Origin of the sequence: Anseongella ginsenosidimutans (genome assembly GCF_008033235.1) — a bacterium.
In the GTDB taxonomy this organism is placed as follows: domain Bacteria; phylum Bacteroidota; class Bacteroidia; order Sphingobacteriales; family Sphingobacteriaceae; genus Anseongella; species Anseongella ginsenosidimutans.
The window spans coordinates 2,635,406-2,651,633 of sequence record NZ_CP042432.1 but is presented as its reverse complement, the minus strand read 5'-3'; the positions used below and the strand labels follow the sequence as shown (position 1 = coordinate 2,651,633).

The window sequence follows — 16,228 nt, the reverse complement described above, 5'->3', positions numbered from 1 at the left end:
CACAAAAATGGAATCAGTAAAACAGGAAATCAAACAGTTATGCGAACAGTTCAGGCTCGGGGCCCTATATCCCGCATTGGACCAGGCCGTGCAGGCGGCAGAAAAAAACAACATGGGCTACGCCACCTTCACCCTGCAGCTGCTAAAGGCCGAAGCGGCACACCGCACCCAGCGCGATGAACTCAAACGCCTGAAAACTGCCGGGCTGCCAAAAGGGGTTGACCTTGACCACTTCGACACCTCCGTGGATATCGGGTTTCCCCCCAAAAGAATGGGCCAGCTCCGTGAGCTGAACTGGGTCGACCAGCTCTTCAATATCGTGCTAATGGGGCCATCCGGAGTAGGGAAAACACGGATTGCTTCCGGACTATGCCTGGATGCGGTCCGAGCCGGGTACAGCGCCTATTTCAGGACCATGCAGGACATCGTCCATACCCTGCAGACAAAGGACGCCGTACCTTCCCAAAATACCGAATACCGAAGGCTCATGAAGGCCAACCTGATCGTCATCGATGATATCATGCTATTCCCGCTGAATAAGGAAACCGCTGTTGCTTTCTTCAATTTCATCAACCAGATCTATGAATCCGCTTCCATCATCATTACCACCAACAAAGCACCCGCGGAATGGGCTAAAATGCTTGATGACGAAGTCATTGCAACCGCTTTGCTCGACAGGATGCTGTACCGGTGTGAGATCATCAAGCTATCAGGAGATAGCTACCGTATGAAAAATAGGAAATCGTTCTTTGATAACTCAGACAACTGATATACATTTGCACACGGTTCTGCACCATTGTTGCCATTTCTCTGCACCCATTGTTGCCGAAACTGTGTATTCTAAATTGCCAAAAACTCTGCACTTCTATTTACCGATTACAACTTTCCAGGTGAAAAACGTCCTTATTCAGATTTTAAGCTCTTCAACGGATTCATCAGCGCGGCTTTTACCGACTGGAAACTGATGGTCAGCAGCGCGATCAGTATTAACAATAGACTAGCCAGGGACAGCACCCACCATTCTACGTTAACGCGATAGGCAAATCCTTCAAGCCAATTGCTCATGGCATACCAGGCCACCGGTACTGCAATAAGGATGGAGATAGCGATCAGCTTCACAAAATCCCTGGAAAGCAGTGCCAATATACTGGCAACTGACGCACCCATAACTTTGCGGATACCAATTTCCTTAGTCCGCTGCAGCGCAGTATAAGAGGCGAGTCCCAGCAGTCCAAGACAGGAAATAAAAATGGCCAGCATGGTAAAATAAGAGAAGATATTTCCGAACCTTTCCTCACTTCGATATTGCTGGTCAAAGGCGGCGTCCAGGAATTCGTAGCTGAATGGATAATCGGGGATAAATTTCTGCCATTCTTTTTCAATGGCCGTGATCGTAGCAGACAGGTTAGCCCCCCGTACATCCACGGAAAGAAGAAAGCGGTTCAACGTCGGGTCGATGCCTATGGACAAGGGAGTTATTTTGTCCTGCAGGGAACGGACGTGAAAATCCTTTACTACTCCGATGACTTTGCCATTCTTGTCCCATTGCCGGAAACGTTTACCTATGATCTGCTCAGGAGAAGTATAACCTAATAGCCGAACGGCTGCTTCATTGAGGATCAGGGCTTGCGCGGAATCCGTCCCAAAGTTCCGGGAAAAGGGCCGGCCTGCCGCCATTTCCATTTCATATTGATGCATGTAGTCGAAATCCACAAAGTATGCATCCAGGTCCAGGGGCTGCAAATCGCCTTGTGTATTTTCTATTTCCGAGTTAGCCCGCGGATTACGATCCCCCGGGGCAGAGGAAGAAAAGGTAGTTGAATTCACCCCGGATAACCTTTCGATTGACTGATTAAAAGCCTCTATGGCAGGGTTGCTGTATGTTTTGATAACCATCATCTGGTCTTTACGAAAGCCCAGGTCCTGGCTGCGCATGTAGTGCAGTTGCCTGTAAACGACAATTGTGGCGATGATCAGCATCAGGGAAATGGTAAATTGCGCTACTACCATCCCCTTTCTGAATAAAATCCCCTTCGTGTTTGCCACAAACCGCCCTTTCAATACACCTACAGGACGGAAAGAAGAAAGTACCAGGGCCGGATAAAGCCCTGCCAGTAACCCGACCCCGATCGCCGCCAGAAATACGATCAGGATCACTCCGCCACTGGCAAACAGGCCCGGCGTAATGGTTTTACCTGCCAGGTGATTAAAGGCCGGTATAAGCAGCATCGAAAGAATGAGCGTTAATACAAAGGCCATTAAACATAACAAAACAGACTCCACGATGAACTGCAGGACCAGGTGCTTTTTAACGGCCCCGACAGCTTTCCTCACACCAACTTCCCTGGCCCGTTCAGCCGCCCGCGCAGTAGTCAGGTTTATAAAGTTAAAACAGGCGATCAGCATGATGAGAACGGCAACCAGCGAAAATATTCGTATATTTTGTATGTTACCCATTTCCATACCTGGCCCTGCGTACCTGGAATGCAAGTACACCTCTTTGAGGGGTTCAAGCTGCAAACTGCGTTCGCTCTGCCGGGCCTCCGCCTGCTCACCGGCTTTTCTATCCAGAAATGCCGGAAATTTTGCTTTTAAAGCCCCGGCATTGGCGCCAGGCTTTAATAATAAGTACGTGCTGCAGCCAATACCTCCCCACTGTTCGTCCAGCCAGGGGAACAAAAATTGGGTCAATGTAGACGCCGAGACCAGTATATCCGCTTGTATCTGGGAGTTTTCCGGCATGTTTTCCATAATTCCCGTCACGCTCGCGGTCAGCACCGTATCATTTCTGGGAAGGGTTAACGTTTGCCCGAGAGGATCCTCATTCCCGAAATACTTCTTTGCCGCACGGCGGGAAAGCACGATGCTGAAGGGATCTTTTAGCGCTGTCCGAAAGTTTCCATTCAGCAATTTAAAATCAAATACCTGGAAGAAAGCCGAATCTGCATACAGCACGTTCGCTTCTTCAAATTTCACGTTTCCTTTAGTCAGCACCAGGTCCTCTGAAAGCATGCGGACAAAAGACTCCACCTCGGGAAAATCGTTTTTGATCGCCGGGCCCACAGGCCATGGAACAGTTCCAAAACTATTTCTTCCGGTGGGTATTTTCAGATCGCTGACCAGGCGATAAATCCGGTCGCCCTTCTGATGGAAGCTATCATAGCTTGATTCAAAGCTTACGTACAGAAAAATGAGAAAACAAGCCGTCATACCAACGGCCAGGCCGGTGATATTGATAAAAGAAAACACCCGGTGTTTCCATAGATTCCGCAGAGCGATCTTAAAGTAATTCCGAAGCATGGTTCCGTGTTTGGCGTTGAAACACAAGAACGCTGCCATACCTGAAATTTTGCTATACGGCATATCAAAGTGGTTCGTTTCGTCATAAGGTGTCCGATTCCGAACATAGGCGTTCGCACGCGGACATACAGCGCCGTCAGGTATTTTATCTAACTTTGCACTCAGACAGCGGCAACAAAGCCAAACTCCGGGGACCCCTAAAAGGAAAATATGTCAATCACGAAAGAATCCGAATTATTGGGAATGCAGAAAGCAAGCGAAGCCGTTGCCTGCACATTAAAGGAAATGGTCAATCACGCACGGCCGGGCATGAGTACGAAGGAGCTGGATAACTTTGGCGCCAAGGTCCTTTCCGGCTTTGGCGCAAGATCAGCGCCGTATCTGGCTTACGGATTCCCGGGCTGGACATGCATAAGCGTTGGTGATGAGTTTTGTCACGGTATTCCCCGGCGAAAGCGCATTTTAAAAGAGGGCGACCTGGTAAACATTGATGTTTCCGCCGAGCTTGACGGGTTCTGGGCCGACAATGGAGGGTCCTTTGTACTTGGGGAAGATATCAATCAACATCAAAAATTAGTTGATGCTTCAAAAGAGATCCTGCATAAGGCAATCAGCCATATAAAGGGAGGAACAAAAATAGCCGATATTGGCCACCTTATGGAAACAGAGGCTAGGAAACGCGGCTACAAGGTTATTAAAAACCTAGGCGGGCATGGGATTGGCCGCAGCCTTCATGAAGCCCCTGAAGAATTGTTAAACTACCGGAACTGTCTTGACCAGAGGAGATTCAAAAAGAATTCGGTGGTAGCTATCGAAACGTTTATATCCACATCATCTACCTACGCCGTGGAACGCAACGACGGATGGACCATGGTTGGCAACAAGGGAGGCCATATGGCGCAGCATGAGCATACGATCGTTGTTACCGATGGAAAGCCTATGATACTAACCGAAATGAACGGAATATTTAACGCCTGCTGACCTCCCGGATGACATTCATGCTTTGCGCAAGATTAACCAAAGGATCGGAAACACTAACCCCTTTTCCATCCAGCGGCGCATATAATTCCAGGCTGGACTTCAGTAAGGCATCTTTTGCAAGGCAACTGATTTCATCCTGGTTCATGCCCGACCGGTAAAACAACCAGTCCTTATAAGCCAGTTTTTTAGGAATACCGGCTCCCCCTATCTTAACGCCCGTAGTTACCAGCCTTTCTTCTACCGTTCCCTGCAGCGTGCTATCGCAGTAAAGCATGGTAAGCCCCTTTGCATAATAATGCGAAACAATGACTTTGTGCCATTGACCGTCATCAACTTTACCCGTTCCGGTAATGACTCCCGACTTAGCCGACGAATAAACAAGCCGCCCCTTATCATTGACCGAAACTACCCCTGTTCCGTCAACATCCTCCATCCGCAGCAAAACTCCCGGCCCGCTTGTCTTAAAACTGATCGCCGTCGTAAACGGATGCACAATATGCTCAGGCTTAAATGTGAGATATTTACCTTCTGACCTTCTTTTAGTCAGCCGGATATACGATCCTTCTACCTTTTTCGGCATCGGCTTCCCGCTTTCCAGGGCCTCAAACAACGAAGGAACAATGGTATAAGACATTTCCGCATGCCCCGCGTCATTCGGATGGAAACCATCATCCCAAAATCCATCCACCCAATGCCCGGAAAGATCGTCTATTGCGCCAAGTAAATTAATGCTGGGCACATCCCATCCGTGGATCAGAATATTCATTTGTTTTATGAAGCGGTAATCCTTTTCATTATAGTCGTTCCGGGTATAATTATTCGTGACCACCGGAACATAACCATCAGCTCGTGCCTTTTTTATGAGAACCTTCATATTTCTTTCAAACTGATCAAACACCGGCTGCCCACGTTCATGAATGCCTTCATTCCCCAAAGCCAACGCAAAAACAACATAATCCCCTTTCTGAGGCAGCAAATCGGTTTCATACCGCTTCAAAACCCTTATCGTATTATCCCCGCCTATGCTGATATTGGCCGTCTCCCATACATTTCCACCCTCCGACGCCCTGTTTTTCAGAATATCCGAAAACAAACTGGTGTAGCCTTTATGGTTGGTAGCCCCCTGCCCTGCCGGAACAGAGGACCCGAAATAAACAATCTTTAGGTGATTAGTATCGTTTGCGATTGGCTCCCTGAAGGTGGTTGTGAGTGAGGATTCCGTGAGTGTGTGCGATCCCCGAAGCCCTTGGAGCCCGTGGCCGTCCGCAACGGCCGAAAGAAGGCCGGTTAATGCAAAAAGTAATACCTTTTTGAAATAAGCTAACTGCATTTGTTTATCAGATTTTAAGAAACCGAGCCCCTGTCACGCGGTCCGGGATGATAAAAGTAATTTATTGTGTTGGATTCTGTGGAATTTTCCGGAGAAAACTGCATTCGGTTTGGGGCGGTTGGGATTTTGACGGGTTAAACGCTTAATTTAAAGGCATATCATATAAGTCGTGGAGCGTGTGATTTGTCCTCAATTACCAAATCACGAAACTTAGTGTAGTCAGCTTTCATATCCGCTCCAATTCCCGGCGTTGTGATTTGCCTCCATTTCCAGAATCACGATATTTACCACAGTCATCGATCTGAAGGTTCAGCGCCTGCAAAAGTTGTGAATTGCTCTCAAATTTTGGAATCATGAGATAAACCACGGTGATCCTTGATGTTGTTCAGTTCGTTGTGATTTGCTTTCAATTTTCAGAATGACGAGATTTACCACAGTGATTTCAGAGGTAATTATCCCATCTGACGAGTTGTGATTTGCTTTCAATTATCAGAATCACGAGATTTACCACAGTTTTAAAGAGGCTCACTTCGCGACATTCCCGGTTGTGATTTGCTTTCAATTATCAGAATCACGAGATTTACCACAGTCCCCCCCCAACAGAGATTTAACCGAAAATGTTGTGATTTGCTTTCAATTATCAGAATCACGAGATTTACCACAGTATTTATATACGCAATGCCTTCCTGCGTAGGGTTGTGATTTGCTTTCAATTATCAGAATCACGAGATTTACCACAGTATTTATATACGCAATGCCTTCCTGCGTAGGGTTGTGATTTGCTTTCAATTATCAGAATCACGAGATTTACCACAGTTCTGGTATTTTGTTTCAGCTATTGCCTTACGTTGTGATTTGCTTTCAATTATCAGAATCACGAGATTTACCACAGTCGGCAACGCTGTCGTCCCCCAGGTCGTCCTGTTGTGATTTGCTTTCAATTATCAGAATCACGAGATTTACCACAGTGTAGGCAAACGCTGTTCAGCCCGGCCAGATGTTGTGATTTGCTTTCAATTATCAGAATCACGAGATTTACCACAGTAGGTATAGTAGTAGAGTACAGTGGTTCCATGTTGTGATTTGCTTTCAATTATCAGAATCACGAGATTTACCACAGTGATGGAAACGGACGTATGGTTAACCCCGCCGTTGTGATTTGCTTTCAATTATCAGAATCACGAGATTTACCACAGTGCGGGGAATTACATTTCATATACCCTTGACGTTGTGATTTGCTTTCAATTATCAGAATCACGAGATTTACCACAGTCCAACCCATGAATTTCGCAAACAATGGGTAGTTGTGATTTGCTTTCAATTATCAGAATCACGAGATTTACCACAGTCCAACCCATGAATTTCGCAAACAATGGGTAGTTGTGATTTGCTTTCAATTATCAGAATCACGAGATTTACCACAGTCCCTGTATTCGCCTGCGCCGTAATCGGCAAGTTGTGATTTGCTTTCAATTATCAGAATCACGAGATTTACCACAGTGTGCCAGCCTATTGTACACACCTTCGCCACGTTGTGATTTGCTTTCAATTATCAGAATCACGAGATTTACCACAGTATCATCCACAAAAACAACGTACTGCCCCTGGTTGTGATTTGCTTTCAATTATCAGAATCACGAGATTTACCACAGTTCCAGGGCTTAGGGAATCGTTGACGGATGGGTTGTGATTTGCTTTCAATTATCAGAATCACGAGATTTACCACAGTCGTGGTAATAGCGGAAATCCCAAGCACCAGTTGTGATTTGCTTTCAATTATCAGAATCACGAGATTTACCACAGTTTCAGAAAGCCCAAAGCCCTCCGATCTTGGTTGTGATTTGCTTTCAATTATCAGAATCACGAGATTTACCACAGTGATCAGATAGCGACTTCATTTAAAAATCTAGTTGTGATTTGCTTTCAATTATCAGAATCACGAGATTTACCACAGTTGCAATATCTCCCTGCTTGATCTTATCTCTGTTGTGATTTGCTTTCAATTATCAGAATCACGAGATTTACCACAGTATATTGAAGTGTCTGCGCCCGTTGGGGAGTGTTGTGATTTGCTTTCAATTATCAGAATCACGAGATTTACCACAGTATCCAGTTAAGTCCGGGTTTGCCATTTAGTGTTGTGATTTGCTTTCAATTATCAGAATCACGAGATTTACCACAGTGACTGTACTAAAGAGCCGTACTTTGCTCACGTTGTGATTTGCTTTCAATTATCAGAATCACGAGATTTACCACAGTAATGTGTAATACTCCCCAAAATCAGGACCACTGGTTAAGTTAAAAAAATAAGTAACTAACTTCGTGGTAACAATGAAAGGAAAACGTAGAAAATTCAGTTCGGCCTTCAAGGCCAAAGTGGCGCTGGAAGCGCTGAAGGAAAAGGAAACGCTGGCAGAATTGGCTCAGCGGTTCGAAGTTCACGCGGTAATGATCAGCAAGTGGAAACAGGAGTTTCTGGAAAAGTCCGCTCACGTGTTTGACAAAGAGGCGGATCAAGAAGAACAGGTGGATCCCGACCGGCTGTATGCTAAGATCGGCCAACTGGAGCTGGAAAATGACTTTTTAAAAAAAAGCTTGAAAAAGCTCCATTAACCGATCGTAGAGCGATGATCACACCTTCCCATCGATTGAGCGTGCGCCGGCAGTGTGAGTTGCTGGAACTTCACCGCAGCGGAATTTATTACACCCCGGTCGGAGAAGGAGAAAAAAACCTTGCGCTGATGCGGAGGATGGATGAGCGTCATTTGCAATACCCGACCGAAGGCGTGCTGCAATTGCAGGATTACTTTCGGGATGAGGGCCTCCAGGTGAATCACAAGCGGATCCGGCGGTTAATGCGCAAGATGGGCATCCGGGCGCAATATCCCCGGCGTATACTGACCAAATTGGGCAAGGCCGAATACATCCGGCCCTACCTGCTTCGGAACCTGAAGATCGAACGCCCTAATCAGGTGTGGGCTGTGGATATAACGTACATCCCAATGAAAAAGGGGTTCATGTACCTGGCCGCCATTATTGACCTGCATAGCCGCTTTGTGGTGGCCTGGAGCCTTTCCAACAGCATGACCTCCGAGTGGGTCTGTTCACTGGTAAAAGAAGCGGTGAAGCGGCACGGAAAACCGGAGATCGTTAATTCCGATCAAGGCAGCCAGTTTACCTGCCGGGAATGGATATCGCTTCTTCCGCAGCTGGGCATCAAGATCAGCATGGACGGCAAAGGAAGAGCGATTGACAACGTGTTCATTGAGCGGCTGTGGCGTACGGTAAAGTACGAATACGTGTACCTGAACCCGGCGCTGGACGGATGGGAACTGGAACAAGGACTTCGTGCCTTTTTCCACCGTTATAACTTTTATAAATCCCATCAAGGGATCGGACGAAGAAAACCAGCCAGTTTGTACCTGACGGGCAAAGCAGCATGAGAGTTATCCACAAATGGGAGATCATGGGCAAAAAAGAGAAAAGAACCAAAAGAGAAAAAAGGCGTGGATTTGTGGAAAACTCTCCGAGTTTACCACAACCCCACACCGCTACAACAACAAATGACTATAAATTCAATTAAGATTTAGAGAAATTGGTCCTGAAAATGGGGAGTATCTCAATGTTAATCACTGGTAGTTCTGATGTGATGTTGTGATTTGCTTTCAATTATCAGAATCACGAGATTTACCACAGTCTAGAATTAAACAAGGGCAGGCGATACCGGGTTGTGATTTGCTTTCAATTATCAGAATCACGAGATTTACCACAGTTTAGGAAGTAGTGCTTATAGGCGATCACACGTTGTGATTTGCTTTCAATTATCAGAATCACGAGATTTACCACAGTTGCAATATCTCCCTGCTTGATCTTATCTCTGTTGTGATTTGCTTTCAATTATCAGAATCACGAGATTTACCACAGTAAATACTACTCTGCCTTGGAGCGGGATCCCGTTGTGATTTGCTTTCAATTATCAGAATCACGAGATTTACCACAGTGCAAGGAAATCTGTATATATGGTACATCCTGTTGTGATTTGCTTTCAATTATCAGAATCACGAGATTTACCACAGTCTTTCAACAAAGGAGATCGGGTAGGATTGGGTTGTGATTTGCTTTCAATTATCAGAATCACGAGATTTACCACAGTAGTCATCAGCTTCCCGATATTTACTCACGTGTTGTGATTTGCTTTCAATTATCAGAATCACGAGATTTACCACAGTTTACTCATACTCTTTAAGATAATTATCAATGTTGTGATTTGCTTTCAATTATCAGAATCACGAGATTTACCACAGTCTCACAAAGCCGGGTCGTTGCCGGCGCATCGTTGTGATTTGCTTTCAATTATCAGAATCACGAGATTTACCACAGTAGCACAACCGCCCCGGAGGCAAAGCCGAAAGTTGTGATTTGCTTTCAATTATCAGAATCACGAGATTTACCACAGTGTGGGCATGTAGTTACTACTGCCGGAAGCTGTTGTGATTTGCTTTCAATTATCAGAATCACGAGATTTACCACAGTGATGTAGTTCCTCCCGATTTGTCGGGGTATGTTGTGATTTGCTTTCAATTATCAGAATCACGAGATTTACCACAGTTCCGTCTTTTGAAGGGATTCCCACACTTTTTGTTGTGATTTGCTTTCAATTATCAGAATCACGAGATTTACCACAGTCCCCTAACTCTTCCAACGTCGCATATCCACGTTGTGATTTGCTTTCAATTATCAGAATCACGAGATTTACCACAGTCCAGCGAAGAACATGTCGACGCTAATTACCGTTGTGATTTGCTTTCAATTATCAGAATCACGAGATTTACCACAGTTTTTGCCCTTCATCTTCCAAACTATTATCCGTTGTGATTTGCTTTCAATTATCAGAATCACGAGATTTACCACAGTATAAGCATACGCCCCGGTAAACGTAGTTTTGTTGTGATTTGCTTTCAATTATCAGAATCACGAGATTTACCACAGTACAAGGCGGCGGAAGCACTTAAAAACCGCCGTTGTGATTTGCTTTCAATTATCAGAATCACGAGATTTACCACAGTAGAAGTTAATCCCGGCGCCTATTTCCTGCTGTTGTGATTTGCTTTCAATTATCAGAATCACGAGATTTACCACAGTTGAATGGCCTGGAAAGCTTACTCGCCTTCCGTTGTGATTTGCTTTCAATTATCAGAATCACGAGATTTACCACAGTTTCTTTGTCTTCGTCCGCCAATTTGTCCAGGTTGTGATTTGCTTTCAATTATCAGAATCACGAGATTTACCACAGTATCCCCCTCACATACCCCAAGAGGCAGGGGGTTGTGATTTGTGGATATTCCGTCAATGCTGACCCCGGTGTCGGGCATACTGACCCCTCTTGAGGGGATTGGTTTCCATCAGAGCTGATGGTGTGACAATATTACCGTTTTTTTCTTAGACTGTCTCCCTTAAGCTGGATTTTGTAGGCGCTGTGAACTAACCTATCGAGAATTCCGTCCGCGATCACGTCATCGCCAATTACGTCATACCAACTGGCAATGGGTAGTTGACTGGCAATGACGGTGGCTGTTTTTCCATGACGATCTTCAATGATTTCCATCAGGTCCAGCCGTTGCTGCTGATCCAGGTGCGCCAGACCGAAGTCGTCCAGGATGAGCAGATCGGTTCTGGAGAGTTTCTCCAGGAACTTGTAAATACTGCCGTCCAGCCGCGTGAGCTTGATCCTGAGTAATAGCTTTTGCAGGTTGTAATAAGCCACCTTGTACCCTCCTGCGCATGCCTGATGACCCAGGGCAGAGATAAGAAAGCTTTTTCCGGTTCCGGTCGCGCCTTCGACCAATACCGGCATTCCCTTGGAAACGTAGTTATTACTTGCCAGTTCGGTAACCAGGGTCTTATCAATACCGCGCGCGGCATCGATATGCAGTTCTTCCATGGAAGCCTGGTAGCGGAATCGGGCATTTTTGATCAGCCGGTCAAACCGTTTGTGGTCACGATCTTCCTCTTCGGCTTGCAGCAGTAGTGCCAGTCCTTCTATGAGCGTAAGCTCCTGATGCTGCCGGGTGGCTGTCATGGCCTCCAGGCTACGGCTCATGCCACTCAGGCGCAGCGTTTTCAGTTGTGAAAGTAGTTCTTGCATGTTATGATGGTGTTTTAAGTGTCAAGGTGAGCTGCTGGTAATAATCTTTACCGCGGACATTGCTCCCTCCGGGCAGGGGGTGATCCATTGGACGATCCTGTTCAAGCTCAGTCATGTTGTTTTCCAGGATGCTCTGCACGAATTTATAGGAGTATACCCGATGCTCGGCCGCGATCTGACAGGCCCGGGCAAACCGGCCGGGGTCGCTCCGGCGGGCCAGCGAGAAGAGCCCGTCACAGGTGTTGTATAATTGTTCGGGATAACGGTTCTGTCCAAACAGAGCTTCCAGGAGATCGTATAATTCCCGGCAGGTATGTCTGGCCCGGTCCAGATAATACGCCGGACTCCGGTTATGGTAATGCTGATGCTGGGAGCACAGGTGCTCTTTTACCGAGGTGTATTTCCCCGGCGCATAATTTCGCTGATGCAAGGCAATCTGTTTGCCCTGGGCATAGATGCGTACCAGCATGCGGGTATAAATCACTTTTACCTTGCTGCCGATATAGGTGTAGGGAACACTGTAATAATGTTTGTCCCTCCCAAGGTATACGTGTCCGTTTTGGGCTACCTTGAGCTCGGCATAATATTTCAGCTCGAAACGCTTATCGGGCAGCGGCGTTAACTGATCTTTTTCCGCCGCCAGGAACTCTTCTTCCCGCGTGTAGGGCTTCTGCTGGCGGCGGGTCTGGTTATGCTCCCGGATTTTTTCGGTAATGGCGGTGTTGAGCGAATCAAGATCGAAGAACTGCCGGTTGCGCAGTTTGGCCAGTACCCGGGTATAGATCAGCTTCACCTGATTCTCCGCCAAACTCTTGTCTTTTGGTTTTCGGGGGCGGGCAGGCACGACCGTCATCTGGTAATGGTTGGCCAGGTCCTCGAGCGTCTGATTGATGGTCGGTTCGTAGCGATCGGCACGGGTGACGGCCGTTTTCATATTGTCCGGCACAAGTGCCTGTGCCGCCCCGCCGAGTGCTTCCAGGCAGCGGATAAGTGCATAAATGAAATCATTGAGGCGCTGGCTGGGGACGGCGATACAAAAAGCATAATCAGAAAAAGGCAAACAGGCCACAAATAGCTCGCAGACGATCATCTCCCCGGTTTCCCGGTCGGTGTAATGCACCTTTTTACCTGAAAAATCAATATAGAGCTTATCACCCGGTTTATGAGTGAGCACTGCACTGGGTTTGCGGGCCCGGGAGAGCTGGGCGAAATGGAAGAAGAACTGGGTACGCCCGTAGCCTGCAGGGTATGCCTGTTTATATTCCTCCCAGAGCAGCATTTTATTCACCCCCACCTTTTCCAATTCCTTTTCCAGGTAGGGTAAGCGGCGTTTCAGATCTTCAAAACGGAGATCTTTATACGCCGGATTGCCCGCATGAAACCGGCCCTCCAGCACCGGATCATCCAATTCAAGCAATTCCTTGATAGAAAGCGGGTCGGCTGCTGCCTTTTCCAAATATTGCTTAACCGTGTTTTTGCTGATGCCTAACTCCCTGGCAATGGTTTTCTTGCCATTGCCTTGCAGGTGCAAACGTATAAGCTGTTTTACTTGACTCATGGGTCGTGGTTTTCCTGCCATCAGTAGTGATCTTCTTTATTGAAAAATGATCACTCAAGAAACCAAAACCCATTCAATAAGGGGTCAGTATGCTCCGGATTCTGCCGCCTTCCGTCTTAAACAGGGGTCAGCATGGGCCGGATTACCTCCCCAGAGGGGTCAGCATCTGCCGGATTGGCATGTGAATACGAGCTGCAATCGCTCTCGCACATCCGAAATTCCGGCCCTTCTGAAGGGGTCAGCATGGTCCGGATTATCCAATTTGCTTTCAATTATCAGAATCACGAAATTTATCACAGTATCTTATTCATGTTTTCATCCGGCAACGTAGTTGTGATTTGCTTTCAATTATCAGAATCACGAGATTTACCACAGTTTATCTCCGGCAAACTGAATATCCACTATGGTTGTGATTTGCTTTCAATTATCAGAATCACGAGATTTACCACAGTCTTTGTCGGGGATAATATTGGCGTGACGGTGTTGTGATTTGCTTTCAATTATCAGAATCACGAGATTTACCACAGTGCAAACATTTTAAAAACGATTGAATCCCCAGTTGTGATTTGCTTTCAATTATCAGAATCACGAGATTTACCACAGTATGATGACGGAGAATTTCCGCAAGTGCTGCGTTGTGATTTGCTTTCAATTATCAGAATCACGAGATTTACCACAGTAAACACCAAAAACAGCTGAAGCCATACTCGGTTGTGATTTGCTTTCAATTATCAGAATCACGAGATTTACCACAGTTTATATCGTTGATCTCAATATCCTTTTGCCGTTGTGATTTGCTTTCAATTATCAGAATCACGAGATTTACCACAGTTTATATCGTTGATCTCAATATCCTTTTGCCGTTGTGATTTGCTTTCAATTATCAGAATCACGAGATTTACCACAGTCTATCAAGGACTTGCCATCGTACAAGTATTGTTGTGATTTGCTTTCAATTATCAGAATCACGAGATTTACCACAGTGGAAAATATTATCATCGAACGGCATTTTTGGTTGTGATTTGCTTTCAATTATCAGAATCACGAGATTTACCACAGTCATTTCTGCACGTTTTCGTTGTTCTCAATTGTTGTGATTTGCTTTCAATTATCAGAATCACGAGATTTACCACAGTCGCCTTCATGCATACATCTCGCCGTACACAGTTGTGATTTGCTTTCAATTATCAGAATCACGAGATTTACCACAGTTCGCTTGCGTATATTTCGGCTGCTTCTTCCGTTGTGATTTGCTTTCAATTATCAGAATCACGAGATTTACCACAGTCCAACCTATGGATTTCGCAAACAATGGGTAGTTGTGATTTGCTTTCAATTATCAGAATCACGAGATTTACCACAGTGGGCAACCCGGCAATGGAATTTAAAAACCAGTTGTGATTTGCTTTCAATTATCAGAATCACGAGATTTACCACAGTCATTTCTGCACGTTTTCGTTGTTCTCAATTGTTGTGATTTGCTTTCAATTATCAGAATCACGAGATTTACCACAGTCGCCTTCATGCATACATCTCGCCGTACACAGTTGTGATTTGCTTTCAATTATCAGAATCACGAGATTTACCACAGTTCGCTTGCGTATATTTCGGCTGCTTCTTCCGTTGTGATTTGCTTTCAATTATCAGAATCACGAGATTTACCACAGTCCAACCTATGGATTTCGCAAACAATGGGTAGTTGTGATTTGCTTTCAATTATCAGAATCACGAGATTTACCACAGTAGATTCGTCACGCGTTCGGGCAGACCCCGGGTTGTGATTTGCTTTCAATTATCAGAATCACGAGATTTACCACAGTTATATGCCGGATCGACCCCGGTGCAGCGGAGTTGTGATTTGCTTTCAATTATCAGAATCACGAGATTTACCACAGTGAAACAATGATGGGCCTTTAATCAAAAACTGTTGTGATTTGCTTTCAATTATCAGAATCACGAGATTTACCACAGTGCCGCTGCTTCCGAAAAAACTGTCTTCCGGGTTGTGATTTGCTTTCAATTATCAGAATCACGAGATTTACCACAGTATAACATAACTAGCAGACAAGCTACCGCCAGTTGTGATTTGCTTTCAATTATCAGAATCACGAGATTTACCACAGTATAAAGTCAGCATTCAACGCAGGCTGCGAAGTTGTGATTTGCTTTCAATTATCAGAATCACGAGATTTACCACAGTCAAAATAAACACGATGAACAGAGCGATACCGTTGTGATTTGCTTTCAATTATCAGAATCACGAGATTTACCACAGTACCTAGTGAGATCGGAACTGCGTTATACTTGTTGTGATTTGCTTTCAATTATCAGAATCACGAGATTTACCACAGTCTTTGCCCTGCGGAATACCTTCCAGCGGGGGTTGTGATTTGCTTTCAATTATCAGAATCACGAGATTTACCACAGTGCTATTCCGCCCATGTTTTATTTTCTCCTAGTTGTGATTTGCTTTCAATTATCAGAATCACGAGATTTACCACAGTGGAACCATAGGTAGATCCGAGTTGTCGATCGTTGTGATTTGCTTTCAATTATCAGAATCACGAGATTTACCACAGTCATATCGCTGTTTTTATGTTCGGTTTTCAAGTTGTGATTTGCTTTCAATTATCAGAATCACGAGATTTACCACAGTCCACGACCCATTTGCGAGTTCAAGCGTAGTGTTGTGATTTGCTTTCAATTATCAGAATCACGAGATTTACCACAGTACAATGCATGCTACTACCGCGCATGAATTAGTTGTGATTTGCTTTCAATTATCAGAATCACGAGATTTACCACAGTTTCCTCGTCCGGGTCTTCGGATTTGATCCGGTTGTGATTTGCTTTCAATTATCAGAATCACGAGATTTACCACAGTTACTCTTTTACAATCTTCGCCTCTTGGGCG

The 16,228-nt window shown here is 45.5% G+C and carries 8 protein-coding genes and 3 CRISPR repeat arrays (1 of these 11 only partly in view); of the genes, 4 read left to right on the top strand and 4 right to left on the bottom strand.

What is annotated here, in order from left to right; genetic code table 11:
- The first annotated feature begins 7 nt into the window (after positions 1 to 7).
- Entirely contained in the window at positions 8 to 769 is a 762-nt protein-coding gene (gene istB / locus FRZ59_RS10890; protein ID WP_147698315.1) for an IS21-like element helper ATPase IstB, read from the top strand.
- Between the two features lie 134 nt (positions 770 to 903).
- Here istB (FRZ59_RS10890) and FRZ59_RS10885 read toward each other — a convergent pair whose 3' ends face one another.
- Complete coding sequence (locus FRZ59_RS10885; RefSeq protein ID WP_225975026.1) at positions 904 to 3,339, bottom strand: ABC transporter permease; 2,436 nt, start codon at positions 3,337 to 3,339, stop codon at positions 904 to 906.
- Between the two features lie 171 nt (positions 3,340 to 3,510).
- Between FRZ59_RS10885 and map the strand changes: the two genes are divergently transcribed.
- On the top strand, positions 3,511 to 4,281 hold the full coding sequence (gene map / locus FRZ59_RS10880; protein WP_132130800.1) for a type I methionyl aminopeptidase: 771 nt from the start codon (positions 3,511 to 3,513) through the stop codon (positions 4,279 to 4,281).
- On the opposite strand, the gene FRZ59_RS10875 is transcribed toward map, so the two are convergent.
- Entirely contained in the window at positions 4,268 to 5,611 is a 1,344-nt protein-coding gene (locus tag FRZ59_RS10875; RefSeq protein ID WP_132130799.1) for an SGNH/GDSL hydrolase family protein, read from the bottom strand. The two genes, map and FRZ59_RS10875, sit on opposite strands and share 14 nt — an antisense overlap.
- A 392-nt stretch (positions 5,612 to 6,003) precedes the next feature.
- A CRISPR array of direct repeats spans positions 6,004 to 7,870; the repeat unit is 46 nt; unit sequence GTTGTGATTTGCTTTCAATTATCAGAATCACGAGATTTACCACAGT.
- A 72-nt stretch (positions 7,871 to 7,942) separates the two neighbouring features.
- On the opposite strand from FRZ59_RS10875, the gene FRZ59_RS10870 reads away from it, so the two are divergent.
- Complete coding sequence (locus FRZ59_RS10870; protein ID WP_132130829.1) at positions 7,943 to 8,224, top strand: transposase; 282 nt, start codon at positions 7,943 to 7,945, stop codon at positions 8,222 to 8,224.
- A gap of 14 nt (positions 8,225 to 8,238) precedes the next feature.
- Positions 8,239 to 9,054 carry an IS3 family transposase gene (locus FRZ59_RS10865; RefSeq protein ID WP_132130828.1) on the top strand — a complete coding sequence of 272 codons (816 nt, stop codon included), beginning with the start codon at positions 8,239 to 8,241 and terminating at the stop codon, positions 9,052 to 9,054.
- 208 nt (positions 9,055 to 9,262) lie between these two features.
- A CRISPR array of direct repeats spans positions 9,263 to 10,905; the repeat unit is 46 nt; unit sequence GTTGTGATTTGCTTTCAATTATCAGAATCACGAGATTTACCACAGT.
- Positions 10,906 to 11,036: 131 nt separating this feature from the next.
- Here FRZ59_RS10865 and istB (FRZ59_RS10860) read toward each other — a convergent pair.
- Together istB (FRZ59_RS10860) and istA are read right to left on the bottom strand one after the other, a co-directional pair.
- On the bottom strand, positions 11,037 to 11,756 hold the full coding sequence (istB, locus tag FRZ59_RS10860; RefSeq protein ID WP_132130814.1) for an IS21-like element helper ATPase IstB: 720 nt from the start codon (positions 11,754 to 11,756) through the stop codon (positions 11,037 to 11,039).
- A gap of 1 nt (position 11,757) precedes the next feature.
- Positions 11,758 to 13,314, bottom strand: a complete 1,557-nt coding sequence (istA, locus tag FRZ59_RS10855) for an IS21 family transposase (protein ID WP_225975025.1) — start codon at positions 13,312 to 13,314, stop codon at positions 11,758 to 11,760.
- Positions 13,315 to 13,568: 254 nt separating this feature from the next.
- Positions 13,569 to 16,228: direct repeats of the CRISPR family, unit length 46 nt; unit sequence GTTGTGATTTGCTTTCAATTATCAGAATCACGAGATTTACCACAGT; it runs 881 nt beyond the window's last position.